General features: G+C 35.7%; 24 protein-coding genes and 2 pseudogenes. 20 read left to right on the plus strand and 6 right to left on the minus strand.

Translation table 11 applies throughout. The features are described from left to right. Positions 1-9 precede the first annotated feature (9 nt). The gene (locus tag MKY90_RS05450; RefSeq protein WP_098167235.1) at positions 10-771 is read right to left on the minus strand and encodes a hypothetical protein; all 762 of its coding nucleotides are present in this window, start codon (positions 769-771) and stop codon (positions 10-12) included. Positions 772-991: 220 nt separating this feature from the next. Further along, positions 992-1,345: a PH domain-containing protein gene (locus MKY90_RS05455; RefSeq protein ID WP_002125820.1), complete on the minus strand. Its 354-nt coding sequence runs from the start codon at positions 1,343-1,345 to the stop codon at positions 992-994. Positions 1,346-1,527: 182 nt separating this feature from the next. Between MKY90_RS05455 and MKY90_RS05460 the strand changes: the two genes are divergently transcribed. From MKY90_RS05460 to MKY90_RS05470, 3 genes are read left to right on the plus strand one after another with little or no spacing between them, the layout of a single operon-like run. Continuing rightward, positions 1,528-1,734: a hypothetical protein gene (locus MKY90_RS05460; RefSeq protein WP_002125823.1), complete on the plus strand. Its 207-nt coding sequence runs from the start codon at positions 1,528-1,530 to the stop codon at positions 1,732-1,734. Between the two features lie 29 nt (positions 1,735-1,763). Further along, on the plus strand, positions 1,764-2,066 hold the full coding sequence (locus tag MKY90_RS05465) for a DUF2087 domain-containing protein (RefSeq protein ID WP_002125824.1): 303 nt from the start codon (positions 1,764-1,766) through the stop codon (positions 2,064-2,066). Between the two features lie 24 nt (positions 2,067-2,090). Next, complete coding sequence (locus tag MKY90_RS05470) at positions 2,091-2,771, plus strand: YIP1 family protein (RefSeq protein ID WP_341090693.1); 681 nt, start codon at positions 2,091-2,093, stop codon at positions 2,769-2,771. A 90-nt stretch (positions 2,772-2,861) separates the two neighbouring features. Here MKY90_RS05470 and MKY90_RS05475 read toward each other — a convergent pair whose 3' ends face one another. Both MKY90_RS05475 and MKY90_RS05480 read right to left on the minus strand, forming a co-directional pair. Beyond that, positions 2,862-3,380 carry a DinB family protein gene (locus tag MKY90_RS05475; RefSeq protein ID WP_002125827.1) on the minus strand — a complete coding sequence of 173 codons (519 nt, stop codon included), beginning with the start codon at positions 3,378-3,380 and terminating at the stop codon, positions 2,862-2,864. Between the two features lie 91 nt (positions 3,381-3,471). Beyond that, a complete protein-coding gene (locus tag MKY90_RS05480) occupies positions 3,472-4,413 on the minus strand; it encodes a helix-turn-helix transcriptional regulator (protein WP_002125829.1) in 942 nt (313 codons plus the stop codon). 194 nt (positions 4,414-4,607) lie between these two features. Here MKY90_RS05480 and MKY90_RS05485 point away from each other — a divergent pair, with 194 nt between their 5' ends. Then, on the plus strand, positions 4,608-5,621 hold the full coding sequence (locus MKY90_RS05485) for a LacI family DNA-binding transcriptional regulator (RefSeq protein ID WP_002087115.1): 1,014 nt from the start codon (positions 4,608-4,610) through the stop codon (positions 5,619-5,621). Between the two features lie 39 nt (positions 5,622-5,660). Here the strand turns inward: MKY90_RS05485 and yhfH are convergent, their stop codons facing one another. Then, entirely contained in the window at positions 5,661-5,789 is a 129-nt protein-coding gene (gene yhfH / locus MKY90_RS05490; protein ID WP_000567010.1) for a protein YhfH, read from the minus strand. Positions 5,790-5,991: 202 nt separating this feature from the next. On the opposite strand from yhfH, the gene MKY90_RS05495 reads away from it, so the two are divergent. From MKY90_RS05495 to MKY90_RS05545, 11 genes and pseudogenes are all read left to right on the plus strand, one after another. After that, on the plus strand, positions 5,992-6,726 hold the full coding sequence (locus MKY90_RS05495; protein ID WP_002125830.1) for an MBL fold metallo-hydrolase: 735 nt from the start codon (positions 5,992-5,994) through the stop codon (positions 6,724-6,726). Positions 6,727-6,735: 9 nt separating this feature from the next. Beyond that, positions 6,736-7,725 carry a lipoate--protein ligase gene (locus tag MKY90_RS05500; RefSeq protein ID WP_002125833.1) on the plus strand — a complete coding sequence of 330 codons (990 nt, stop codon included), beginning with the start codon at positions 6,736-6,738 and terminating at the stop codon, positions 7,723-7,725. 145 nt (positions 7,726-7,870) lie between these two features. Next, entirely contained in the window at positions 7,871-8,296 is a 426-nt protein-coding gene (locus MKY90_RS05505; RefSeq protein WP_002125835.1) for a hypothetical protein, read from the plus strand. A gap of 177 nt (positions 8,297-8,473) precedes the next feature. Continuing rightward, a complete protein-coding gene (locus MKY90_RS05510; protein WP_002125836.1) occupies positions 8,474-10,006 on the plus strand; it encodes a fatty acid--CoA ligase family protein in 1,533 nt (510 codons plus the stop codon). Between the two features lie 185 nt (positions 10,007-10,191). After that, entirely contained in the window at positions 10,192-10,443 is a 252-nt protein-coding gene (locus MKY90_RS05515; RefSeq protein WP_000435463.1) for a hypothetical protein, read from the plus strand. A 309-nt stretch (positions 10,444-10,752) separates the two neighbouring features. After that, positions 10,753-11,808 (plus strand): sulfate ABC transporter substrate-binding protein, encoded by a 1,056-nt coding sequence (locus MKY90_RS05520; protein WP_002011197.1) that lies wholly within the window; start codon positions 10,753-10,755, stop codon positions 11,806-11,808. 21 nt (positions 11,809-11,829) lie between these two features. Beyond that, a complete protein-coding gene (cysT, locus tag MKY90_RS05525) occupies positions 11,830-12,657 on the plus strand; it encodes a sulfate ABC transporter permease subunit CysT (protein WP_063217645.1) in 828 nt (275 codons plus the stop codon). An 11-nt stretch (positions 12,658-12,668) separates the two neighbouring features. After that, positions 12,669-13,526, plus strand: coding sequence for a sulfate ABC transporter permease subunit CysW (gene cysW / locus MKY90_RS05530; protein WP_002149991.1), 858 nt, complete (start codon positions 12,669-12,671; stop codon positions 13,524-13,526). A 12-nt stretch (positions 13,527-13,538) separates the two neighbouring features. Beyond that, positions 13,539-14,612: pseudogene (locus MKY90_RS05535) on the plus strand (sulfate/molybdate ABC transporter ATP-binding protein). A 547-nt stretch (positions 14,613-15,159) separates the two neighbouring features. Beyond that, the gene (locus MKY90_RS05540) at positions 15,160-21,693 is read left to right on the plus strand and encodes a DNRLRE domain-containing protein (protein ID WP_341090702.1); all 6,534 of its coding nucleotides are present in this window, start codon (positions 15,160-15,162) and stop codon (positions 21,691-21,693) included. A gap of 23 nt (positions 21,694-21,716) precedes the next feature. Beyond that, positions 21,717-21,962 (plus strand): hypothetical protein, encoded by a 246-nt coding sequence (locus tag MKY90_RS05545; RefSeq protein ID WP_098167239.1) that lies wholly within the window; start codon positions 21,717-21,719, stop codon positions 21,960-21,962. A gap of 17 nt (positions 21,963-21,979) precedes the next feature. On the opposite strand, the pseudogene MKY90_RS05550 reads toward MKY90_RS05545, so the two are convergent. Then, a pseudogene (locus MKY90_RS05550) lies at positions 21,980-22,111 on the minus strand (IS6 family transposase); the annotation flags it as partial. On the opposite strand from MKY90_RS05550, the gene MKY90_RS05555 reads away from it, so the two are divergent. The 5 genes from MKY90_RS05555 to MKY90_RS05575 all read left to right on the plus strand — a co-directional run bounded on the left by MKY90_RS05555 (position 22,082) and on the right by MKY90_RS05575 (position 26,112). Continuing rightward, the gene (locus tag MKY90_RS05555) at positions 22,082-22,216 is read left to right on the plus strand and encodes a hypothetical protein (RefSeq protein ID WP_265325016.1); all 135 of its coding nucleotides are present in this window, start codon (positions 22,082-22,084) and stop codon (positions 22,214-22,216) included. The pseudogene MKY90_RS05550 and the gene MKY90_RS05555 overlap by 30 nt on opposite strands. A 64-nt stretch (positions 22,217-22,280) precedes the next feature. Next, a complete protein-coding gene (locus MKY90_RS05560) occupies positions 22,281-22,643 on the plus strand; it encodes a hypothetical protein (protein WP_141506882.1) in 363 nt (120 codons plus the stop codon). Positions 22,644-22,811: 168 nt separating this feature from the next. Beyond that, positions 22,812-23,738: a hypothetical protein gene (locus MKY90_RS05565; RefSeq protein WP_098167240.1), complete on the plus strand. Its 927-nt coding sequence runs from the start codon at positions 22,812-22,814 to the stop codon at positions 23,736-23,738. Positions 23,739-23,847: 109 nt separating this feature from the next. Then, positions 23,848-24,696: a hypothetical protein gene (locus tag MKY90_RS05570; protein ID WP_098167241.1), complete on the plus strand. Its 849-nt coding sequence runs from the start codon at positions 23,848-23,850 to the stop codon at positions 24,694-24,696. Between the two features lie 309 nt (positions 24,697-25,005). After that, positions 25,006-26,112 (plus strand): metallophosphoesterase, encoded by a 1,107-nt coding sequence (locus tag MKY90_RS05575; RefSeq protein ID WP_341090713.1) that lies wholly within the window; start codon positions 25,006-25,008, stop codon positions 26,110-26,112. Positions 26,113-26,154: the final 42 nt, after the last annotated feature.

The raw sequence follows: 26,154 nt of genomic DNA on the forward strand, positions 1-26,154 counted from the left end.
GGTGCCTTTTTAATGGTCTTGTTTTATTGGCTGAGAAAGTTCATTTGTTTTTCTATTTTTACGGAACAAGTATATAACAATACTTATAAGAATAATTGTTGCTACAATCCAAACAAATGGACCATATCTTTCAGCAAAAGTATATAGTTTCATGTTGCTGGAAATGTCCTCTTTTGTTTTTCCTATTAGAATTTCAGAGCCACTATAACCTTCAAGTGTATCTCCTTTTTTTATACCAAAAATAAGAGTGTCTGATTTGTTTTCTATTCCTGTGTATCGGTATCCTTTACCTTTAATTGTTAATTGAGTATCATCTTTTTTTAGTGTGTAGTCTTCGGCGGAAATATCTTTTCCTGACAGTGTAATTGGTTCCATTGAGAAGCGGATTTCTTTTAATGCAGGAAGAGCCTCATTGTTTAGTAAGAGCTGCTTTGCAATATGCTGCTCGGTATCAATGTTTTTCCAATTTGCCTTTCGTCGTTTATATGTATTAATTTCAAGAAGTGCAAATTCTTTATTTTGAAGTTTTTCCTCTGTAATAGGTTGCGCGGTAGTTAATGTTCCTTTTAATAAAATCACACCGTCTTGTGCAGATTGAAATGAAGAGACTTCCTTCGTTTCTTTTAATGTATTGATAGCACCTCTATAATCTTCTTTTCCTAAAAGAACAGCTCCCGTATGTACGGTTAAAATAAGATATAGGATGCTTAATACTATAATAGCTTTTTTCACTATTTTCCCTCCAAAATATGTATAAGTTAATTGTAACATAATTTTCCATATATAATTTATTAATTTTAATAATAGGTTATGAGAATGAGGGTGATAAGTAAATTAAGAGAAGTGAGGATGAGAGAGAAATACAGTTGTAAGAAAGGTGAACTGTACTTCTCTTTTAGATGAAAAGTATTTTATTCCGTAAAATCCCGATTGGTGTAGGCTAATAATCAGTGGGGGATGAACAAAATCAACCACTGATTAAAGTTTCACTTTATTGAATTCTTTTTCTCTGTATTACATTTAAAAAACCCTCAATATTTGAGCTTAAAATTTGTCCCACCGTTATATATTCGTCTTCATAGTAAAATATTAGTTTTTTATCAAAGAATGTTCTTTTCGTCTCTATGGATAGAATTTTTTTATATTCAAATTCCACAATCAATGCATTTTTACAACATTTGAATGATTGTCCATAAAAAATAACCCTCCTATTAGTGGCAAGTAACACTCCGGAACGAGGGACATTATGTGTAATAATATAGCCAGTAAGTGAACATCTTAAAATGGATAAAATATTTTCTTCATGATGTAATAGTTGTTTTGCATCCTTTAAAATTTGATTCATTGCATGTAATCCTTTTTTTATTTAAGATACAATCTATATGGTCTTTTGAATATTACTCAGAATGGTTCTTACTTTCCAAAGAGCATCTTTTCCTTAATTTTCCTATATTTTATGTGTAGCCTAAACGAAAGAAAGGAATCACAACAATTTGAATAGAATCATATTACAGGGGAGTTGATAGTATGAGACAAAAATCTCGCTTCTATTTCATCATATATCCGCTAGTCTGCTTCTTAGTTTATACACTATCTCCGATTTTGTTTCATAAAAAGGAATATACGAGTATGAAAGACATAGTGGGAATGATTGTAACCTATTATATTTTAATTGGTGGATATTACTTTATTGATTTTTTAAGTAAAAGAATAAAGAAAAACGGTAAAGTTTAATAATATAAAAACTGATGGAGGAGAACGAAATGACCGAAAGCCAAATGAAATTTCGTGATACGACCATTCGCAACTTTTTTGATAAAGAGGACCGCTTAAAATCGATTCCAGGTCAAAAGAAGAAAAAGTTAGTGTTATTGGAACATTTGATTAGAAAGCTGGATGTTGGAAACCAATATACAGAAGAAGAAATTAATGCGTTCGTAAAACAGTATCATGATGATTTTTGTACGATTAGACGAGAATTCATAGTGCATGGATTTATGGATCGTGAGGATAATATGTACCATATAAACGGGAGAGAAGTGTGGACGAAGTGGGAGGAGTTATAAGTGTAATGAGGAAGGGGAATTTTCTTGCAAGCTAGTAGTCTTATACAGGAAGAGATTTCGGGAAAACCATCGATTATTGGGATATTTACTTCACCAACACTGCAATTCAAAAAGATGAAGAATCAAAGAAATATATTTTTTCCGTTAGCTCTTTTAATTGTGCTTATTATAATTTCAAGTGCTTTAATGTCTTGGAATACTTTAAACAATCCTGCGCTTAGTATGTTTCATGATAAAACTGGATTTACTGTTCCAAAATACATAACTTTCTTTACTTCATTTGGAATTTCTACAGTAAGTGGAATAGTAGCTATACTTTTTGCGCCTATATTCTATAAAAACATTATGATTTTTTTTGGAGTCGATATTAACTACAAGGAAACATTTCCTATCATTATCTATGCATCTTTTGTATTAAAATTAGGGATGCTTTTAAACGGATTGATTGCGTTCTCCCTTGGTGGATATGAGTTGTCCTATACAGGTTTAGGTGCGATAGCAACAGATAATATGGTTTTACATGCAATCGCTCAGAGGATAGATATATTTAATATTTGGTATTACGTTTTATCAGGAATAGGCTTAAAAACAATTACGAATTTAAATGAAAATAAACTTGTCACTCTCATTATTGTGCTTTTCGTTTTTACTAGTGCATTAGCAAGTATATCTGGATTTATGCAAGAAATATCTAAATTACAATAAAAGTATATTGGATTATATTTTTATTCATTTGTATGAAGAAAGGTGGTTTGGCTATGTGCCAAACCACCTTCTTTCATTCTTTATGGTAAATTATGAAATACTGTGATCCAATCTTTCTTTCTGACGAAGATGATGTGAAAAATGCATAGAAATGAGCTGGAACCACTCTGGAGCATTTAAGTACCCAAGTCCAGGATGCTCCACTTTACAATCATTTGGAATAGAAGCAAGCATTGGTTCAATGTTTTTTACAGCTGTAATTAATTTTAGAAAACGCTCCTGTATCTCTTCTTTGCATGATGGATTTTCAGGTATGTATCCAGAGCGATTTGGCACTTTTATTTGTATAGGAGGGAAAGCACCCATTGTATATACTTTTTCACCCATATCCGTTTTTTTGTTAGCTACAGATGGTGTTTCATTTTTACATTTCTCGATTGCATCTAATTGCATATATGTAGCAGCTAGCAGATGGTTATACATTTGACCGAGCGACCATTCTTCTTCAGAAGGTTTTTTTCTAAATTGTTCAATCGTATATTTGTCTAATTCCTTCACATAACACGTTGCTAAACTTTCGAATTTCTCTAACATAACAGTACTGTTCATATTGGTATCCCCTTTTTAAGAAAATATATTTGTTAATACCTACAATAAAGGAGGGATGCTGACAACATTATGTCAGTAGTAAAATAAAAAATTAAAGTTTTAACATTTTTTTTACTTCATCATATATTTTCTCAGAAAGAATTTTTGGCTCTAGTACTTGTACTTGGCTCCCCCAGCTTAATACCCATTGAAATACTTCGTCTATGCTTCTTGATTTCAAAAAGACGTGAAAATCATTATCTTTATGCTCGTATGAATCTATAAAAAAGTATCGTGATTCAATAATTTTATGTGCAATGTGGGCTGGGAATAATAAATGGATCGTAACAGTACGATTGTTTTCAGGTTGATAGTCTTGTAAAGAAAAGTCCTTCGGTTTTGTAAAAAATTCTTGTTCTTGCTGTAATGTATCCATACGGTCTAAGCGAAAATTACGTATTTGTTTTCGCAGTAAACAATGAGCAACGATGTACCAAATTCCAGAAATGTTGACTAAACCGTAAGGATGAACGGTACGTTTTGTTTTTGTAGTTTCTCTCGGTTTACGATACGAAAAAGAGATAGATTGCTCTCTTTGAATAGCTTCTTGTAACAAGAAAAGTTGGCTCTCTAGTTTTTCTTGCTCGGCTTGCTGGTTTGAAAATATAGGAGAAAGGAAACGGAAAGTTCCTCGCAATTCCTCAATTTTCTTTTGTTGATCAGTAGGGAGGACTATCTCAAGTTTCTCTTTTGCTGATTGCGCATGTACAGAAAAAGAAGAGGTGAAAGCTTTCTCAATATAATCACCGCCCAATAAAAGAGTAACGGCCTCTTCTGGCGTAAGCTGAATGGGTGGTAAGAAATAACCATCCATTAATGAATAGCCGTGACCAGGCATTGAGAAAATGGGAACACCGGATTCGTTGAGTGCGTCCATATCTCGATAAATAGTGCGTATACTTGTCTCGAATTTTTCAGCTAAGCTTTGTGCTGTGACAGTTTGTTTTCTTTGTAATTCAATTAATATAGCTAATAAACGATCCGTCCGATTCATGAAATATCATCCTTTATTTTATAAATATTCTTATTGTGAAATTCTAAAAGTAGTGTGTAATTCCCTGCCATTAACAGACTTTTCCCTATGTATAATATTAATATAGTAAAATCATAAGAACCTATATTGCAGTTTCCAATAATATACTATATAATCAGGATAAGAAAACGTTTTCATGCAAAGGGGGAAATTTCGTGTCGACTATCGAGGACGTGGCGAAATTAGCGGGGTTATCAAGGACAACGGTTTCTAGGGTGATCAATAATCATCCATATGTTTCAGATGAGAAGAAGAAAAGGGTTCAATTAGCAATGAAGCATTTAGGCTTCGTTCCTAATTCTGCGGCGAGAAGGCTTCGTAAACAAAAAACAGAAACAATTGCGGTGCTTGTTCCAAGGATTACAAATCCTTTTTTTAGTAGATTTATTGAAGCAATCGAGATTGCTGCTTCTGAACATAAATATAAACTGATTATTTGTCAAACAAGATATTTACCGGAAAAAGAGATGGAGTATTTACAATTATTATCTACGAAACAAGTAGATGGGATTATTCTATGTTCACTAGAAAATCCATGGGAGAATGTGGAGCCATACTTGCAACACGGTCCAATCGTGTTATGTAATGAATATATTGAGGAAGCAAATGTTCCAACAGTGAAGTTCGATCATGCACAGGGTGCATACATAGCTGCCAATCATGTATTAGAACAAGGATATCGTAATCTGATTTTTTGCCGTGGCAACGAAACGAAAGTAGTGAGCCAACAGCGAAAAATGGGCTTTTTACGCGCTATTACTGAAAAGAGTAGAGAAGTGGAAGCGATCGATTTTCTTGAAAACGCTTTCTCTTGGGATGATGGAAAACGAATATTCAATGAAGTATTAAAGGACAAAAAAAATCCTACCGCGATTTTGGCAGGAGGCGACGAGGTTGCAGCTGGAATTATCTCAGAGGCGAAACGCCATGGTTGGAGTATTCCAGAAGATCTTGCTGTGATCGGTTTTGATAATCAAATTTTGGCGCAGATTACAGAGCCAGGTATTACGACAATTGAACAACCAATCGACGAGATGGCCCGAAAAGTTGTCGACTTAATGATGGATAAAATCCATACGAAAAATTATCGACAAAAAGAATTGTATGAGTTTGAACTGGAGCTCTTGGTGAAAGGTTCAACGATGAAGGATACGATGTTATTAGCCTAGTAGACTATGTCTGCTAGGTTTTTTTATGTTTACAAACTACTATTCTTCGTGAACGCAATCGTCACATTTGTTATGGTATGCTTCGTGCTGCTCATCAATTTCCTTCCCGCAATGAGCACAAGTTTTCGTCGGTAAATTTCGGAAAAACTCCATTGGTTGATCGATCATGTCAATCCCTCCATTTCCATTTCTTACTATCATTGTATTAGTACAAATGGCTAAAGTCAACAACTGTTTTATAACAAAAGTGAAAATTAATGAAAAAGTTTAGGAAATGGATTATAGTTAACAATGTAGGATGTAAGTAAAAAACTTTCTCAAGTACGGAAAAAACGGCATTCCTACGCGGTTTTAGAAAGGATGGATACATATGAAGATGACTGTTGTCGGCTTTTGGGGCGGCTTTCCAGAAGCGGGAGAAGCAACGTCGGGGTATTTGTTTGAACACGATGGTTTTCGTTTACTTGTAGACTGTGGCAGTGGTGTACTAGCACAGCTTCAAAAATATATAACACCATCTCATATAGATGCAGTTGTACTGTCGCACTATCATCATGATCATGTTGCAGACATTGGGGTATTGCAATATGCGAGATTAATTACAAGTGCGACAAAGGGACAACTACCGGAATTACCAATATACGGTCATACGTTTGACGAGAATGGATTCCGTTCTTTAACGCATGAACCGCATACGAAAGGAATCGCCTACAATCCAGAAGAAACACTTCAAATTGGACCGTTTTCGATTTCATTCTTAAAAACTGTTCATCCTGTTACATGTTTTGCGATGCGCATTACAGCTGGTAGTGACGCTGTAGTATATAGCGCAGATTCCAGTTATATTCCTGAGTTTATTCCGTTCACAAAAGATGCTGATCTTTTCATTTGTGAGTGTAATATGTATGCACATCAAGAGGCTGCAAAAGCAGGGCATATGAATAGTACAGAAGTAGCAAGTATTGCGAAAGATGCAAATGTAAAAGAACTTTTATTAACGCACTTACCGCATACAGGCAACCCATCTGATTTAGTAACAGAAGCAAAACAAATTTTCAGTGGCCATATTACGCTAGCGCATAGTGGCTACGTATGGAATTCATGAGGTGATACGATGTTATTTATTGATAATAAAGGGATTACAGATCCTAGAATAAACTTAGCGATTGAAGAATATTGTGTGAAGAATTTAGATATTAACGAAACATATTTACTGTTCTACATTAACAAACCTTCCATTATCATTGGTAAAAATCAAAACACAGTAGAAGAAATTAATGCAGATTACGTAAAAGAACAAGGAATTCATGTCGTTCGTCGTCTATCAGGCGGAGGCGCAGTATATCATGATTTAGGAAACTTAAACTTCAGCTTTATTACGAAAGATGATGGAGATAGTTTCAGCAACTTCAAAAAGTTCACAGAGCCTGTAACGAAAGCGCTTGGTAAATTAGGCGTAAATGCAGAACTAAGTGGTCGTAACGATATTTTAGCTGAAGGTAGAAAAATTTCAGGTAACGCGCAGTTCTCAACGAAAGGTCGTATGTTTAGTCACGGTACGTTACTATTTGACTCTGAAATCGATCACGTTGTATCGGCACTAAAAGTGAAAATGGATAAAATTCAATCAAAAGGAATTAAATCAATCCGTAGCCGCGTTGCGAATATTACAGAGTTCTTAAACGAAAAAATGACGACAGAAGAGTTTAGACAACTTCTTCTAGAAACAATTTTCGAAGGAGAAACAGAAATTCCAACGTACGAATTAACAGAAAATGATTGGAAAGAAATCCATAAACTTTCTGAAGAGCGCTACCAAAATTGGGATTGGAACTACGGAAAATCTCCGAAGTTCAACTTACAACATTCACACCGCTTCCCAGTTGGACAAGTTGACGTTCGTCTTGAAGTGAAAAAAGGAACAGTAACAGAATGTAAAATTTTCGGTGACTTCTTCGGATCACTAGATGTTCATGACATTGAAGAGCGTCTAACAGGCGTACAATTTGATAAAGGTGCATTCACTGTAGCTTTAGAAGGCGTAGATATCGTACGCTATTTCGGTAATATTACAACAGAAGATTTCTTACATTTATTCTTCTAAAAGAAGAAGCCATCCCGAAATATTTTTTGGGATGGCTTTTTTATTATGAATTCATTTACCGTTAAAAGCGTCCCTAAAAACATCTACTAGCAGGACATTCTTTTATTATAAAGGAAGTATATATAATTAAAGGAGGATGATCGAAATGAAAAGGATAATACACTTTATATTATTGATCAGCTTCGTTATAGGGATGACAGCTTGTAACGATGAAACTTCTTCAAACCGTACGACTTTGTCTATTGGCAAGCCAGCGAAGGATAATGTCATATATTATACGCATACAAATAACAAACAAAAAATAAATGATGTACAAACTATGTTTCAAAATAAGAAATGGAAAAGAAATGAAACGTTTAGTAGCGTTAATAAAACGCCAGATGTTGTCTTGTCGATAGATGAAGAAAATAAAGGATTACCGACACTATATGTTACAGTCTACTTGCATAAAAATGGAGCGGACGCTCTCAATTTGTATGGAGAGTATACGGCTTTAAATAAAGAGGAAGTTGAAAAACTTAGGGGAAAGATGAGTGCATATTATCCTACAATGATTTTAGCTACAGTTTAACTATATGTTTGTACCTGTTTCTTTCACATATAATTCTCGTATCTTACTAAAGTGTTCTGGAAGAAAGTGGTCGATGTATATTCGATTAATGGAATATCACTTGCTACTTTAATTTTCTTTTAATATAATTAATTTAGAATTTTTAAATATTCTAAATTTTATAAAGGTGGGGTTTGTGTGAATCTCGTTCAATCTTTGGCTGAAACGGCAAAAAAGAAGGGGGATAAACCGGCGTACATATTTATGGATCAGTCGGTCTCTTATGACCAATTAAACAAAGTGGTCACTAGGTTTTCTAGTAATTTAGCAAAAATGGGCATTGGAAAAGGGGACAATGTCGCATTAGCTGTAGGCAATTCACCACATTTTTTAGTAGGTTTATACGGAACGATGAAAGCCGGAGCAACTGTCATTCCGATTAATCCAATTTATACAGCAGACGAAATACATTACATATTACAAAATGGAGATGTAAAAACAATCATTGTACTCGACGTCCTTCTACCTGTTATACAATCTCTTACAACAAGACTTCCTTCACTTGAAAATATCATCATATGCGAAACCTCATCAGATTTTACTCATACAGAAACGGAAAAAATGAAAACGTTTACTAGTTTTATAGGAACTGGAGATATAACTTACGAAGGTCCTGAACTAGATGAAGAAGATGTAGCTGTTATTTTATACACTTCAGGTACAACTGGAAAGCCAAAAGGCGCTATGTTAACACATAAAAACCTATATAGTAACGCAAGCGATGTTGCGTCATATTTACAATATACTGCGGATGATCGCGTCGTTGCGGCATTGCCGATGTTCCATGTGTTCTGTTTAACAGTTGCAGTAAATGCGCCGATTGTGAACGGGGCAACGATTTTAATGGTACCGAGGTTTAGTCCGAAAGAAGTATTCCGTATTTGTCGTACGTATGAACCAACGATTTTTGCAGGTGTGCCTACGATGTACAATTACTTATATTTATTTGAAGAAGCAAGCGCAGAAGATGTAAAGACGCTTCGTCTCTGTATTTCAGGTGGTGCGTCAATGCCTGTTGCCCTTCTGCAAAACTTCGAAAAACGTTTTGATGTGATTGTTTCAGAAGGATACGGCTTATCAGAAGCATCACCAGTTACTTGTTTTAATCCGTTAGATCGTCCTCGTAAACCAGGTTCGATTGGTACAAATATTTGGCACGTAGAAAATAAAATTGTGAATGAACTTGGGGAAGAAGTGCCTGTCGGTGCAGTTGGGGAGCTAATTGTTCGCGGACCTAACGTTATGAAGGGTTACTATAATGCGCCAGAAGATACAGCTGCGACACTTAAAGACGACTGGCTATATACAGGTGACTTAGCGAAAATGGATGAAGAAGGTTACTTCTATATCGTCGATCGCAAAAAAGATATCGTCCTAGTTGGTGGTTATAACGTATACCCTCGTGAAGTAGAAGAAGTATTATATACTCACGAATCTGTGGCTGAAGTTGTCGTAATTGGTGTACCGGATGAAAACTTAGGAGAAGCAGTGCGAGCTTACGTCGTTCTGAAGCAAACGAACGTAACAGAAGAGGAGCTTACGCATTACTGCACGCTGCATTTAGCGAAATACAAAGTGCCAAAGAGCATTGAGTTTTTAACAGAATTGCCGAAGAATACAACTGGTAAGTTGTTACGAAGAGCTTTGAGAGAGAAGGCATTGCAAGTATAAAAATAAAGATATCCATCTCTATGACTACATGTTTAGAGATGGATATCTTTTTGTCCTGTAAAAGCTCGATTCGTGTGGATGGACAAAATCCCTACTGATTAAAGTCTCACTTTATTTTTTAGAATTGGTTAAGTTATAAGCCCATATATTTAAACCGTAATATTGCTAATAAGGAGGAGATATACGTGGAGCAGAAGGAATTACGCTTACGGAAAGTACAATATCTTATTTGTGACATTATGGATGAAATGAATATGGAGAGTGAAAAGAAGAACTTAGAAACATTGCAAAAGGTAATTGATCACCTTTCAGGAGCGATTGGGGATTTAGTGGATCCATCGGGTACGTATTCATTAGATTATTTAGAGAGAAAAGTGCATACTGCTCATTATTTATTGTTTAAAAATGATCGGAAAGCATATTTGTGTAATAAATAGGTATTATTCGTTTAATTTTTTATTTCACATTGATAATCGTTATCAATGTGATAGTTATGTTGGGTATATTCATATAATTGAAACTAAAATCAGTGGGATTCCATTCCCGCTGATTTTTAGCTTGTATGAAGTTTCTTATATAATAATTCTGAATTCCAAGTTGACACATGTGAATTACGGAATTAAAATGGAAAGAAATCAAACAGAATACAATAGAAGCTCATCAGAGAAACTGAAGGCGCACAACGTTCACTTTTGTGAATAGATTGTGTGCCTTTTTCTATTGTACAAACTAAGGGGGCTTTATATATGAAACAGTGGAGTAAGACAGCATTAATGAAAAGTACAGGTGTTTTATTATCAGCATTTGTCCTTTTGTCAGGGTGTGGTTCGGCAACATCCACTAACAATTCTGAAGGAAGTGCAGATAAGAAGACAGTCGAACTTTTAAATGTTTCATATGATCCAACGCGTGAGTTATATCAAGATTTCAATAAAGACTTTGCGAAGTATTGGAAAGAGAAGCATGGTCAAACAGTAAATGTAAAGCAATCACACGGGGGATCTGGAAGTCAGGCACGCTCCGTTATTGACGGTTTAGAAGCAGACGTTGTAACACTAGCGCTCGCTTATGATATTGACGCGATTAGTAAGAAGAAACAACTAGCAGAAGATTGGCAGAAGCGACTTGCGGATAATTCTACTCCGTATACATCAACGATTGTATTTCTTGTTAGAAAAGGAAACCCGAAAGGAATTAAAGATTGGGATGATTTAACGAAAAAAGGTGTGTCTGTCATTACACCAAACCCGAAAACATCTGGGGGAGCACGGTGGAACTATTTAGGGGCGTGGGGATATGCACTGAAGAAATATAACAATAGTGAAGATAAGGCGAAAGAATTTGTCGGTCAAATTTATAAAAACGTGGAAGTACTAGATTCAGGAGCACGCGGGGCAACGACAACTTTCGTTGAAAAAGGAATTGGTGATGTGTTAATCGCTTGGGAAAATGAAGCGTTATTATCACAAAAAGAACTTGGAAAAGATAAATTCGAAATTGTAACACCTTCGATTAGTATACTTGCCGAGCCGCCAGTAGCAGTTGTAGACAAAGTCGTTGATAAAAAAGGAACGAAAAAAGTAGCAGAAGGATATCTTGAATATTTGTATTCAGAAAAAGGGCAAGAAATTGCGGCGAAAAACTTTTATCGCCCTCGTAATGAAAAAGTAGCAGAAAAGTACGCATCACAATTTCCGAAAGTTCAATTATTTACAGTTGATGAACTATTTGGAGGATGGAAAAAAGCACAAGAAAAGCATTTTAATGATGGCGGCGTATTCGATCAAATGTATAAAAAATAAGGGGGGATGAGGTGACGTTATATGAGGAAGAAGCGTGTCTTACCAGGGTTTGGATTATCTCTTGGATTTACAATGCTATATATGAGTTTATTCGTACTTATACCACTTTCTATCGTATTTATTCAAACATCGCAGCTAGGCTGGAAGAAGTTTGCTGGGGTTATAACGAGTGAGCGCGTGCTGCATTCGTATCAAGTAAGTTTCACAACTTCACTTGCAGCGGCAATCGTAAATGCCATTTTTGGTTTATTAATTGCTTGGGTACTCGTTCGCTACACATTTCCAGGGAAGCGGTTATTAGACGGACTAATCGATTTACCATTCGCTCTTCCGACTGCTGTAGCTGGTATTACACTTACGACGCTTTATGCGGAAAATGGCTTTATTGGAAAAATATTTAGTGTGTTTCATATAAAAGTAGCTTTTACCCAGCTCGGCATTATTGTTGCACTTACGTTTATTGGCTTACCATTTGTCGTTCGAATGGTGCAACCAGTGTTGCAAAGTATTGATAAAGAAGTAGAAGAAGCAGCTTCTAGTTTAGGGGCATCACGCTTTCAAATATTTGTGAAAATCATTTTGCCAGAAATATTCCCTGCTCTACTTGCTGGTTTTTCACTCGCCTTTGCTCGGGCGTTAGGGGAATATGGATCTGTCGTGTTCATTGCAGGTAATATGCCGATGAAAACAGAAATCGCACCGCTTATGATTATGACGAAACTAGAACAATATGATTATGCAGGAGCAACAGCTGTAGCGGCTGTGATGCTTATTATTTCTCTCCTTTTCCTACTACTTATTAATATGATTCAAACTTGGAGCAGAAGGCATGAATTGAAAAGCGAATAGGAGGGGAGAAAATGGAACCAACATTATTAGAAAAGAAAATAGTAAAAAGCGTATCAGTTAAAAAAGAATCTAAGTTTGTACCAATTTTATTCATTACGATAACAATTTTATTTTTATCTCTCTTTCTATTACTGCCGCTCGTGACAATTTTTATGAAAGCATTCGAACGAGGAATTGATGTATATATTGCCGCTGTAACAGATCAAGAAGCATTTTTGGCAATCAGGTTAACGCTTCTCGTTGCAGTAATTGTTGTGCCGCTGAATACGGTATTCGGAATAGCAGCAGCTTGGCTTATTACGAAGTTTCAGTTTAAAGGAAAGCAACTATTATTATCTCTTATTGAACTGCCGTTTGCTGTATCACCAGTTATCGCAGGATTAGTATTCGTTTTACTTTTCACACCTCGTGCAGCCTTTGGCGGATGGTTAATGGAACACGGGATAAAGCTCATCTTCTCTGTTCCTGGCATTATCATTGCGACGATCTTTGTTACGTTTCCGTTCGTTGCGCGTGAATTAATCCCAGTTATGCAGGCGCAAGGGAAGAGTGAAGAAGAAGCGGCTCTATCACTTGGCGCAAGCGGATGGAAAATGTTTTGGCGCGTCACATTGCCAAATATAAAATGGGGTCTATTATACGGCATGATTTTATGTAATGCCCGGGCCATTGGTGAATTCGGCGCCGTTTCCGTTGTATCTGGTCACGTGCGCGGCGTTACAAATACGATGCCGCTTCATATTGAAATTTTGTACAATGAATATCAATTTTCAGCAGCGTTCGCTGTGGCGACTTTAATGTCACTCATCGCAGTTTTTACGCTCGTTATAAAAAACTGGATTGAATGGAGAATGGAAAAACGACAATAAGGAGTGAGTGCGGTGAGTATTCAAATTCAAAATGTATCAAAACAATATGGTACATTTCAAGCGCTGACAGACATTCATTTGGATATTCCAAAAGGAGAACTGGTCGCTTTATTAGGCCCATCAGGTTCTGGGAAGACGACATTATTACGAATTATTGCAGGACTAGAAGAAGCGGATGGAGGCTCCATTTCATTTGATGGAGAAGATTTAACTGATATTCACGTAAAAAACAGGCAAGTCGGTTTCGTCTTCCAGCACTATGCACTTTTTAAACATATGAATGTATTTGAAAATGTCGCTTTCGGTTTAAAAGTAAGAAAGAAAAACTTACGACCTTCAGCTGAAGTAATAAAAGAAAAAGTAACAGAACTATTGAAACTAGTAAAAATGGATGGTTTCGCAAAACGTTATCCAGCGTAATTATCTGGCGGACAACGCCAACGTATCGCACTAGCCCGGGCACTGGCAGTCGAACCGAAAATTTTATTGCTAGATGAACCGTTCGGTGCACTTGATGCAAAAGTACGGAAAGAATTGCGAAGATGGCTCCGGAAACTACATGACGAATTTCAAATTACGAGCGTATTCGTAACGCATGATCAAGAAGAAGCGCTAGACGTTGCGGACCGCATCGTTGTAATGAATGAAGGACGCATTGAACAAATGGGAACGCCGGAAGAAGTATATGAAAAACCAGCAAGTCCGTTCGTATATGACTTTTTAGGAAACGTGAATTTATTTCACGGCCGCGTTCATAAAGGTAAGCTAAATGTAGGATCAGTGGAGCTAGAAGCACCAGAGCATAAGCACGTTTCAAACGTAGACGGAGTGGGATACGTAAGACCACATCACTTATCAATCGATCGTACGAAACAAAGTATAGATGCCATCCCGGCGAAAGTAACATACTCACATGCAGTTGGCCCTGTCGTATATGTAGAATTGAAGCGCGACGGAACAGATGAGTATCTAGAAGCAGAAATTAGTAAAGAACAGTTTAGACAACTAGGCATTCAAACAGGTGAGTTTGTATACGTACATCCGAGAGAAGTGAAAGTGTTTATTCCGGAGGATTTTGTTATTTAAGAGAGTTAAAATCAGCAATCTATTAATAAGAGGAAGCCTTCTAAAATATATTTTGGGAGGCTTCCTCTTTGTTTGTAGTGATAGTTTTTCGTATGCGAAATGTAGTGGGGAAAAACTATAGATATCATAAGAAGAGGGGGAGCGTGTTCAAACAGTTATTTGGTATGAATAGTAAGGAAGATATTCTAATTACCCGCTATAAATAATGGTATTACAGTTAGGGAACCATATTTACCCCAGGAATATGAAGATCAGTGTACTAGATTCATTGAATGTTAGAACAAAATCGAAAGTGAAAATAAAAGGTTAGTTGAATGATGTTCATATCATGTCGCTAGCGAACAATAATAGATAAAATTATCGTAAATTTTTAAATATATAACAAAAACAGTTATCTGTAATGACATTTATAAAATTGTGTTAAATTGTCGGATTTTGTGCACAAAATCTTCAAAACTTTAAAACTATATTTACTTTACTCTTTCCTTTGTTTAAATTGTGATATGTAACATTATATATGTTAAAAATATTTCAGCGAGGTGAGTTTATGAAAGAAAAGAAACAAAAGAATTGGTATAGGTATTTAATCCAACTTATGGTAGTTGCATTAATTGTTACCTCTATACCACTGAATGGATTGGCGGAAACAGCACCACCGTTTACACCATCTCCGAATTCAGAACAAAGTCCAGAAGTGGAAAAGAAAGAGGAAAAGGAGTTACCAGCTCCACATCCAGATCAGTTAAAGAAGGATAAGGCTAAAGCACAAGCAAATCCAACTGAGATTGTAGAAGAAAGAACGGAAACCGAAAAGGTTTTTGATAACAATGATGGTACTTTTACAAAGAAGGTATATACGGAACCAATTCATGCAGAGAAAGATGGAAAGCTAGAAGAGGTTTCACCAAAATTAGTAGAAGCACCAAATGAAAAAATTGTAACGGAAAATACAAAATTAGAACCAGAGTTTGAGAAAACAACACAAGATGGAAAGTACGTTCAATTTAAAGTAAAAGATCATACTATTCAGTACAAATTAATGAGTGCAAATGGTGAAAAAGGTGAAGTGAAGCCATCACCAGTAACCGCAACACATGAAAAAAATACAGTATGGTATAAAGGGATTTTCCCAAATATTGATTTAAAGAGTACGACATTTAATGAAAATGTAAAAGAAGACTTTGTATTACGTGAGTATACAGGGCATCATATTTTTACGTTTGCATTAGAAACAGATTTAACACCGAATATACAGGAAGATGGTTCAATCGACTTCCAAAATGAGAAAAAAGAAAAAGTCTTCACATTACCGAAACCGTATATGAACGATTCAAATGTAGATCAACAATCAGGTGAGGCTGTAACGTCAGATGCGGTTCGTTACAATATTGAGAAGACAGATGAAAAAACATATACGTTAACTGTTACAGCGGATCCAAAGTGGTTACAAGCGCCGGAACGAAAATATCCGGTATATGTAGACCCTTCAATTGAACTGGATAACTTTGAAAATGCTTATGCTTCAAGCGCGTATCCAACTGTCAATTATTCAGGAGGAAAGCTTTGGGATGCTGGTCAAAATGCTTATACATTAAAAGTAGGTTATTATGACGGGGCCTCTGGGACAAACTTTTCATTCATTAAACCAGACGTTTCAAATTTAAAAGGTGCAAAGATTGAAAGTGCAACATTCCATGCCTATGCAGTTTGGCATTATTATGGAAATCAACCAAATGGTGTTTGGTTAGATGAAGTTACAGGTGGATGGAATGTCGGAGGTATTAACTGGAATAATAAACCAGGTTCTAACAACATTGCACACGCTGATGTAGGCCGCGGAAAATGGGCTCAGTTCAATGTAACGAATACAGTGAAAGCATGGGTAGAAGGTGCGAGACCAAACAACGGTTTTAAGCTACATGCAAATGGAAATGGTCAGAATCATTGGAAAAAGTTTATTGCAGCTGAAAACGGAGAAAATGCACCGTACTTAGAAGTTAAGTATTCGTATGCAAAACCGAATACACCGAGAGTACAAGCTTACTCGAATGGGAGTGGAAGTAGTTCAGGTCACTTTAATGTACAATGGGATCCAGTTCCAGGAGCAACAGAGTATAAAGTAGCTATTTTTAATGGATATGACTATGAATATATTTCAGTTGGTAATGTGACAAGTTGGACAACGAAGGATAAAAAAATATTCCCAACGCCAGAAGAAATTGCACAAGGGCGTTACTGGATACATGATGACGGACAAGGTGCAGAAGCACCTACTGACCCAGGACAAATATATATAAATGCTTATCAAGCAGGAGGTCCATACGGGGATTATAGCGGAAGAAGTAGCTACTGGATTCGTATTGTGGCAGAGTATCCATTTGGTGATAGTCCGCTTTCTGATGGAGTAGTTCCATTTATTCCACTAGAACAAGTGAAAAAGCCAGATGGCTCTGCATATATTAATGCGACAGATCAGCAAACTGGTTATGTAACGCTGAAGTGGGACTCAGTTCCAGCAGCAACAGGTTATAAAGTTTGGATTTATAACGGAAAAGATTACGAAGCGTTCGATGTGGGAAATAAAACAAATTGGACAACGCAAAATGAGAAGATTTGGCCAACGAAAGATGAAATAACGAAAGGCCAATATTTACTTCATCACGATAAAAAAGGTGCAGAATTAGCAGTTGATCCATCACCTGTGTATAAGAATTCTGGTGGAATCTATGCAGGTTCGAAAAACTACTGGTTCCGTGTAACAGCGTATAGTAAAGCTGGACATGCTGAAAGTGAAATTTCGCATGAGTTTGTTCCTAAATTCTCCCAAGATTTTGGATTTATAGGGATGTTTGATTACTGGGCATCAGTTCCGGTGTTAAATGGTAAAGTAAATGCTACAAATGGTAACTTTATCATGAGTGAGAAAGATATTACGTTATCAGGGCGCGGGCCGGATGTATCAGTAGAAAGAACGTACAATAGCCAGAGTAAAAAGGTAGGCTTATTTGGTACGGGGTGGTCTAGTGGATTAGAAGAAAGAATTTGGGCCGACGGAAATGGAAACTTACTTTTAATTTCTGCCGATGGTGCGAATATTACTTTTACTAGAACAGGAGATAATACGTATCAAGCTCCTACTGGTATATATTTAGAAATTAAGCAAGTATCAGGTGGGTATGAAATAAAAGATAAAGACCAAACTGTTACTTTCTATAAATCTGGCGATGCACAGGGGCGTATTGAGTATACAAAAGATAAATACGGAAATACGACGACATATGAGTATGATGGCGAATTCCGTTTATCAAAAGTAAAGAACGCTTCTGGCAAAGAGTTATTAGTACAATATGATGGGAATAATAAAAAAGCAGCAAGAGTAATCGGTCCAGATAATAAGACGATTACATTTAAGTATGATGGAGATTTACTCGTTTCTTCTACAACACCAGAAGGAAAAGTATATAAATACGGATATGATAATGGTTTATTAACATCTATTTATGACCCGCAACATACAGATGCAAAACCGTATAAAACATCGTATGCATACGAGAATAATAGATTAGTAAAAGTGACAGACCCATTAGGGAAAGCAACAACATTAGCATATAATACGGATGCGAAAGAAGTTACGTTAACGAATCCAAAAGGGCGTAAGACTGTTTATACGTATAACGATGCTGGAAATCCAGTGAAAACAGTCGAAGATTCTGGGCGTCTGAATTTAACAACGGCGTATGAATATAATGCAAATAATTTAGTGAAAACTACGACTCCTAAAAATCAAACAGAAACAGCGACCTATGATAATAATGGGAATGTTACGTCTGTTACCGATGAAATGGGGACAGAAAAGTTTGAGTACAATAAAGACAATGGGATTATAAAAGCGACAGATAACGAAAATCGTGAAACAACTGTTGCTTATAAATCAGCAAATACAGAAGTGTCTGAAACTGACCAAGCAGCAAATACATCATCTTTCATGCAGTATGATCAGTTTGGAAATCCAATTGCAACAACTAGAGAGCTGGGAACAGGAGAAAACCTGATTCAAAATCCAAGCTTTGAAATGAATAACACTGAGAGATGGAATGAAGAGAAGACTAATAGTCATGGATCATTGAAAAAAGATGAAATATTCGCGCCAGGTGGATTGGGTGGATCTTCATCTTTACAAATGATAGTAAAGGCGCAAAATGCTGGTTGGGGATACCATAGTGCGATTCAAGATGTGGTAGTAGAACCAAATACAACATACACATTAAGTGGGATGATGAAAACATCATTAACTCACGCTGGTGCATTTTTTAATGTTCAGTTATTAAAAGAAGATGGAACTCCTCTTGGAAGTGGAAATAACTGGTTTGATACACGTCATAATAGGATAGAGGGCGAGAAAGATTGGACGAATCGCCAAGTAACCTTTAAGACAACAGATCAAACAAAAAAAGTTAGAATATATCTACAAGTTGATTATAATCGAGCGGATTCAAGTGGTTCAGCATGGTTTGATAAGATTCAATTGGAAAGAGGAGAAGTGTCTTCCAGCTTTAATCCAATTGAAAATAGTAGTTTAGAAAATATAGCGGGAAATGGCTGTATGCCAGGTTGGATTCGAGGAGATGGAACAAGTTGTGATGCAAAAGATATTTCTCATAACGAAAGCTTTACAGGAAATTCGTCTATTGTATTAGAACGTAGCCAATATGGAGGTTCAGATGTAGGATATGGCAAGCATATCACTATAAATCAGAAAAAAGCAGAACCAATCACGCTAACAGGAATGTCTAAATCTGAAAATGTAGAAAATACTGCACCAGATAAACTCTCTCGAGATTACTCTATTTGGGCGGATGTGCATTATCAAGATGGAAGTGGGGAAAATTTCCAAGCTAAATTCCCAAGTGGGACAAATGATTGGAATCGTAGTGCATTTGTAATCCCTGCCACTAAACCAATTAAACGTATGGAAGTTTATCTTCTATTTAGAAGAGAAAACAAAGGGAAAGTTTGGTTTGATGATATACGTTTACTAGAAGGAAATGCTCTTATTAAAAATGAGTATGACAACGATGGAAATGTCATCGCAGCGTATGATGAAGAGGGGCAAAAAAATACATTCACGTACGATGCATCAGGAAATAAAAAGAGCGAAACAGATGAAAAAGGAAATACAAAATTATATGATTACAACAAAGATAGTTTATTAACAAAAATCACCCTGAAAAATGGGACCTCTGTAAATTATCGTTTTGATCATAATGGAAATACAACAGAGAAATCTGTCATGTTTGGCGGGAAGACACAGACACACAAATATGAATTTGATGTAGATAATAAAAATACAGTGTATATCGATGCGTTAAACCGTCGTATTGAACATACGTATGATGAAAATGCAAACCAGATTAAAACAATAATGCCAAATGGCTCTATTGTAGAATCTGTATATGATACAGCAGATCGCGTCGTTGGTGAAAAGCGCAACGGAAAAGATTCATTTACTTTTGAACGTGACCAAAATGGACAAGTTACGAAAGTAAAAGACCATGTCAATGGTGTAGAACGTACCAAAACATACGATAAGGCTGATCGTGTCACAAGTGCAACGGATAGTCGAGGCGGAAAAGTTGACTGGGCATATCATGACAAAGCAAACAGTAAGACAGAAAAATTAAAAGAACAAACCGTAACACAAGGCGGATACACAAATAAAGTATCATATGATTACAACACGTTAGATCAAAACATTCGTGTGACAGATGGTTCTCAAACGTACCGATTTGATTATGACGATCAAGGAAATGTTCGTACGTATACAGCTGGAAATGGTTCAGGTTCTACCTTTAACTATGACCATGCAAACAAAATTAAAGATTTAGTAGTAGGTACATCAAACAGTATTCTACTTTCTGAACGATATGAATATGACCAAGCAGGTAACCGTACGAAGATTAAACATGAAGGTGCGGGCGGAAAATTAACAGAAACAAACTTTGTATATGACCCGATTAACCAACTATTAAACGAGGCATTACCAAACGGAACAACTAAATCATACACATATGATGGATTTGGAAACCGTACAAGTGTGAAAGTTGTAGAGAATGGAAAAGAAACAAAATCTATAGCGGCAACATTTAATGAAGGAAATCAACTTGTAAAATTCGGAAATGAATCCTTAACGTATGATGCGAATGGAAATCGTACATCTGATGGGAAGTATAAGTATACATGGAATGAAAATGATCAAATTGTAGCGATTACAAAACAAGGTGAAAGCAATGCATTTGCAACTTATAAGTATGATGATGATAATCGTCGTATTGAAAAGAATGTAAATGGTCAAGTAACACGCTATTTCTATGATGGAGACAGTATTAATCCGTTGTATGAAACAGATGGAAGTGGAACTGTACTTCGTCAATATGTATACGCTACAAGCGGTACGCGCTTAGCTATGAAATCGCAAGGACAAACGTTATACTATCATTATAACCCTCGTGGTGATGTCGTTGCGATGACGAATCAAGACAAAGAAGTTGTAGCAACGTATGAATATGACTCGTGGGGTAACGTATTAAAGAGCGACGCAAAAGGTATCGCAGCAGAGAATCCATTTGGGTATGCGGGATACATGTATGATAAAGAAATTAGTATGTATTACTTGATTGCGAGATACTATAATCCGGAGCATGGTGTGTTCTTATCGGTGGATCCAGATGGGCATAAAGCATGGAAAAGTAAAGGGAAACAGATTTGGTATGCAACAAAATCTGGGGGGAAGGCTGTTTGGAAATCTTATGTTGGAAATCCAGCTACATTTATCCCACATGTTACTTCATTTGGCGCTGGGTATCGTTTAGGGGCAAGAAACTATAAGCTTGCAAATACACCTTCATTCAATAAAAAACAGTTAAAACAGGGAATGCGAAAAGCTGGAACGAAATTAGGATTAAAAACTTTAGGGTTTATAGGCTTTATTCCTGACGGTTACACATTTTATCAAGGGTTCAAATCGGGATATAAAGAATATGATAAGAAACACAATAAAAAAAGTAATAAAAAAAGAAGGTAAAATATAAGTATGGGGTCGAATGTATGTATATTTTTAAGATGGTTTTGGGAATAGGAATTTCCATATATTTAATGTATACATTGCTGAGAGAAAGGCATTACCTTTCAGCTTTGATTGCTGGCATGTTATTTGTTAGCGGGATTTTGGCAATAACTACAAGTATTCTAAATGATATTTCATTTTTCTTTCAATTAATAGTAGCTATTAGTTTAGGTTTGGGATTTGTATTAGCATATACGTATGAGTTAGCAAAGGAAGATAGAGAATAATTGGTTCTGAATAAATCTTATAATTCCTTGTACGTTGAAAAAGAGAAGTCTGGAATGTGACTTCTCTTTTGTTTGTATATAGCATGAATCGTTTCAATGCCTTTCAAGGTACGTGAAGCATGACGAATACTTTGAAATCCCGTGGGTTTGTATATAATAAGGATAATAGGATTATTAAAGAAATAGATAATGAAGGTCGTGAATCGACTATTGCGTATAAAGCAGCTAACACAGAAGTATCTGAAACGAATTAAGGTATTAATAGAATCGAGGTTAAATGAAAGGAAGCGGGAAGACGTTAATGAAGGGAGACTAAAAGTGCTTATAGAAATTTTAGAATTTGCTTCTATCTTGGCTTTATTAGGTGTATTAATATTAACTGTTATGTTGCAAGATATATTTTTTGCAGATATAAATAAACAATATACTGAAACACGTATTGGGGCGATTATTCTTTGTATCCGTATGCTGTTCGGGACATGGGTAGTGTTTGTTACGGAAACTACTATATTTGCTGTCTTAAAAGTGACTGCAATTCAATTAATTATTTTACTTCTTATTCGGATATGCTCGAAGTATGTACAAAAAAATAGTGAAAATTGGCTAATTACTATAGTTGCTTTTGTTATTTATGGTGTTGGTACTTACATGTATATTCAGTTTGCTTTTAGGGGCTATTAATATATCACCAGAAAAATTAGTGGTTAGAAAGATTCATTTGTTAAATATGTGTATGAAGATCTACTATATAATGCAGAAAAAAGATGGAGAATAACAGAAATTTTATGTAATCGACAACGTTGAGCGATGGTTTAAGTTACATTAGGATGTATAAAAGAGGTGGTATCAATGTTAAAACGAGAGCCTTCAAAGCTTATAATAGAGGGAAATCAATTTTATATACCTTGGGTGTATTGTATAATACAGGATAACTTTATTGTTGTGGATTCTAAATCTCGAAAGTTACAGTTTAAAATTATATGCCCAACATATAAGACCTTAGTAGAAGATGATTTTTTGGATATATATTTAAATAAGTATCCTGATTTTATACATAAGGATTATAGTTATTATTATAAAGAGTTTAATTTTCAAGAATGGGAATTTAATATAGAGGGAGCAACTTTTACGGTCCTTAATGGAAACGTTCGAATTAGTTATTTATCAATAAGGACTTTTTCTATAGAAATGGAATTAGAATTAAGAGCGAGAAATGGTTTCAGAACGATGGCTACTTTATATTTATATCCCATTATTAAAGAATCGATAACGGATGAGAGAAATATGTACTTTAGTAATCTTATTCCTAAAGTAGTTAAAGAGGCAGGATCACTGGTGGGTTCAACTAATGGAAAACCAATAGAAGAGTTAAGTCTTGAAGATTTCTCGGTCGCACCAATCTGGGAGTGGGATTACGAGAATGAAAGTGTAGATTATCAAGACGAGACTTGGGTTCGCCCGTCTGTTGTTACAAATATATTTGAATTCGGGAATGCGGATGTTCATATAAAAGCGGACTTAGTATTAAATAATGAGGATATTCTATATCAATGTATTTTAAATATAGATATAGAACAAGGAGCGCAGAATCTTTCTATTATGGAAGGGGCTGTGTTTGCAAAGGAAAAGTATATTGATTTGAGAGATTTTTTATTCAATCCGACAGTAAATATACAGAAAATAGTTTTTCATATTCAAAATCAAAAATTTGAAAAGATGAGTCCGATAAATTATAGAAAAAAACAATGGAATTTAATATTTTCTATAAGAGATTAAAATGTAGCAGTTAAAATAATAATTGAGGGTAAGCGTCAAACTTATTAGAATTAAGGAAGTTTGACGCTTATTTTTTATGTTTAGAATCAATGAGAGGATTTTCATCTATATGAAAGATATCGCATGTAAAGAGTTAGTAAGTTTTAAGGATATTGTTGAAGCTTATCAGTTAAAAAAAGTGAGTTTGGATTATAAACAAAATGTGATTTTACTAGTACAAGATAATACTGATCAACCTTGTATTATTTATTTGGATAAAAATAATATGAATATAAGTAAATTCAATTTAAACGTAGATATCGATGTTGAATCTGTCCAATGTATGCAACGAATCGGAGAGAAATGGTTACTTATATTTAATTATGAAGAGGATAATGCGGTTATTTATAATGCGGACGGAAGTGAATATTGTAAGTTTTATGCCGGAGAAGGGATTCAAGATTGTCAGGTTGATGCGAATGAAGATATATGGATTAGTTATTGTGATGAAGGGGTTTTCGGAGAGTGCCCAATTGGAATAAATGGTATAGTTGCTTTTGATTCTAAAGGTCAATTGATTTTTAATCATTATGATCAATATGTAGAAAGGCTTAATGTGCCTCCTATAGATGATTGTTATGCGATGAACGTTATAGATGGAGACGTTTGGCTCTATTATTATTCAGAATTTCCTTTAGTTCAAATGAAAGATAAAGAAATTCATATGTCATGGAATGAAATAAATGTAATTAAGGAAATACGGTCGGAAAGTTTTGCGGTTGCTCAAGATAAAGTAGTATTCATTACTCGAGATAAAAAGTTGGTTGTTTATGATTTAAACAATAATCATGTGCATGATATGAATCCTTGTAATGAACTAGGTGAGACGATTCAATTTGTTACTTATTATAGCCGCGGATCTGTTATGTATTTTCAGACGGATGATACGCTGTATTATGTTGAGTTACTTAATACATGAGGGGATAAATGTGAGCGAACGTTTAAAGAGAATTGCAATGTTAAGAGAAAGGATTGTCTTTATACGGAGGGTTTTATCTTTGGTATTCTACAGGTAAACATAATTATAAACAGCAAAATAGGCCAGGCTATAACAAGGAATATGTGAATAAAGCTGCTAGAAAAGCAGGTTACTATAAAGAAAACCTGTAAAAATAACTTTGTGCTGTAGCAGATAAAGTAGCTTATTACGGTCCGTTTGGAACGCTTAATATTTACGTTATTGGTACATAACAAGTTATAATAGAAGAAATCAATAAGGAGGCTGGCTGTGAAAAGTTTTCGTTATCTCAATATATTCACTATTTTAATTGTATACACACTACTCATGTTTTACATCGGCTGGAACGGATGGGTTTGGCTTCATGTGGTGTTCGGCTGGGAATCTTGGGGGTATTACGCTTTCGTAGTTGGCTTCATTTCATATGCGTATATTCTCGTACAAGTGTTTAAATTCCTTCCTTTCCTGCGAACGGTCGGTTCAATTTGGTTTGCGGTTATACAATACGCGCTTATGTTATTGCCGTTAGCCGATATTACAGTTTTCCTTCTACAGTTTTCAATGGAGAAAGAGACGGCAATTGTTTGGACAGGATCGGCCGTGTTACTTGCGTTCATCTTTATTTTTGCGTATGGAGTATTCAACGCATATAGTCCAGTAGTAAGAAAGTACGAAGTGGACATACCGAAAAAAGTAGAAGGGCGTAAAAGTTTACGCATTGCGATGGCCTCTGATATGCATTTCGGTAAACTGTCTGGAGTTGCTCATTTAAAGAGACTCGTTCGTCATGTAAATGAAATGAAACCCGATATTATTTTACTGCCTGGTGATATTATCGATGATCATCCAGGTGTGTTCATTCAAAAAAATATGGGACCAATCATGAAACAGATGAAAGCTCCATTAGGCGTATATGGTGTGTTAGGAAATCATGAATATTACGGCAGAGCTGTTCCTGAGTTTTTACAAGAGATGGATAAGATTGATATTCGTATTCTTTTAGATGAAGTCATTACAATTGAAGATGATTTTTATCTCGTTGGAAGAAGGGATAAAACAGAGCGAGATCGTCAAAGCTTTGAAAATCTAATGAGTACGGTAGATAAATCGCTTCCTGTTATCGCAATGGATCACCAACCATTTGAATTAAAACAAGCAGCGGACGCCGGCGTTAATTTATTATTATCCGGTCACACGCATCGCGGACAAATGGCGCCGAACCATATTGTGACGAGAAGAATGTACGAACTAGACTGGGGATATGCACAAAAAGGTGCATTCCACGCAATTGTTTCTTCTGGATTTGGATTCTGGGGACCACCGCTTAGACTGGGAAGTAGATCTGAGATTGTGCAGGTTGAAGTTACATTTGAATAGGATTGTGAAATAGAGAGCTGAGTGCTCTCTATTTTTTAATTT

Origin of the sequence: Bacillus sp. FSL P2-0099, from assembly GCF_038007445.1 — a bacterium.
Taxonomy (GTDB): domain Bacteria; phylum Bacillota; class Bacilli; order Bacillales; family Bacillaceae_G; genus Bacillus_A; species Bacillus_A mycoides.

What these genes read in the sequence shown, in the direction of transcription:
- MKY90_RS05480 (WP_002125829.1), bottom strand. Translation starts at nt 4,413, where the DNA reads ATGAATCGGACGGATCGTTTATTAGCTATATTAATTGAATTACAAAGA.
- yhfH (WP_000567010.1), bottom strand. Translation starts at nt 5,789, where the DNA reads ATGATCGATCAACCAATGGAGTTTTTCCGAAATTTACCGACGAAAACT.
- MKY90_RS05460 (WP_002125823.1), top strand. Translation starts at nt 1,528, where the DNA reads ATGAGACAAAAATCTCGCTTCTATTTCATCATATATCCGCTAGTCTGC.
- MKY90_RS05520 (WP_002011197.1), top strand. Translation starts at nt 10,753, where the DNA reads ATGAAACAGTGGAGTAAGACAGCATTAATGAAAAGTACAGGTGTTTTA.
- MKY90_RS05505 (WP_002125835.1), top strand. Translation starts at nt 7,871, where the DNA reads ATGAAAAGGATAATACACTTTATATTATTGATCAGCTTCGTTATAGGG.
- MKY90_RS05465 (WP_002125824.1), top strand. Translation starts at nt 1,764, where the DNA reads ATGACCGAAAGCCAAATGAAATTTCGTGATACGACCATTCGCAACTTT.
- MKY90_RS05455 (WP_002125820.1), bottom strand. Translation starts at nt 1,345, where the DNA reads ATGAATCAAATTTTAAAGGATGCAAAACAACTATTACATCATGAAGAA.
- MKY90_RS05500 (WP_002125833.1), top strand. Translation starts at nt 6,736, where the DNA reads ATGTTATTTATTGATAATAAAGGGATTACAGATCCTAGAATAAACTTA.
- MKY90_RS05475 (WP_002125827.1), bottom strand. Translation starts at nt 3,380, where the DNA reads ATGAACAGTACTGTTATGTTAGAGAAATTCGAAAGTTTAGCAACGTGT.
- MKY90_RS05540 (WP_341090702.1), top strand. Translation starts at nt 15,160, where the DNA reads ATGAAAGAAAAGAAACAAAAGAATTGGTATAGGTATTTAATCCAACTT.
- MKY90_RS05555 (WP_265325016.1), top strand. Translation starts at nt 22,082, where the DNA reads ATGACGAATACTTTGAAATCCCGTGGGTTTGTATATAATAAGGATAAT.
- MKY90_RS05545 (WP_098167239.1), top strand. Translation starts at nt 21,717, where the DNA reads ATGTATATTTTTAAGATGGTTTTGGGAATAGGAATTTCCATATATTTA.
- MKY90_RS05495 (WP_002125830.1), top strand. Translation starts at nt 5,992, where the DNA reads ATGAAGATGACTGTTGTCGGCTTTTGGGGCGGCTTTCCAGAAGCGGGA.
- MKY90_RS05570 (WP_098167241.1), top strand. Translation starts at nt 23,848, where the DNA reads ATGAAAGATATCGCATGTAAAGAGTTAGTAAGTTTTAAGGATATTGTT.
- cysT (WP_063217645.1), top strand. Translation starts at nt 11,830, where the DNA reads ATGAGGAAGAAGCGTGTCTTACCAGGGTTTGGATTATCTCTTGGATTT.
- cysW (WP_002149991.1), top strand. Translation starts at nt 12,669, where the DNA reads ATGGAACCAACATTATTAGAAAAGAAAATAGTAAAAAGCGTATCAGTT.
- MKY90_RS05565 (WP_098167240.1), top strand. Translation starts at nt 22,812, where the DNA reads ATGTTAAAACGAGAGCCTTCAAAGCTTATAATAGAGGGAAATCAATTT.
- MKY90_RS05450 (WP_098167235.1), bottom strand. Translation starts at nt 771, where the DNA reads ATGTTACAATTAACTTATACATATTTTGGAGGGAAAATAGTGAAAAAA.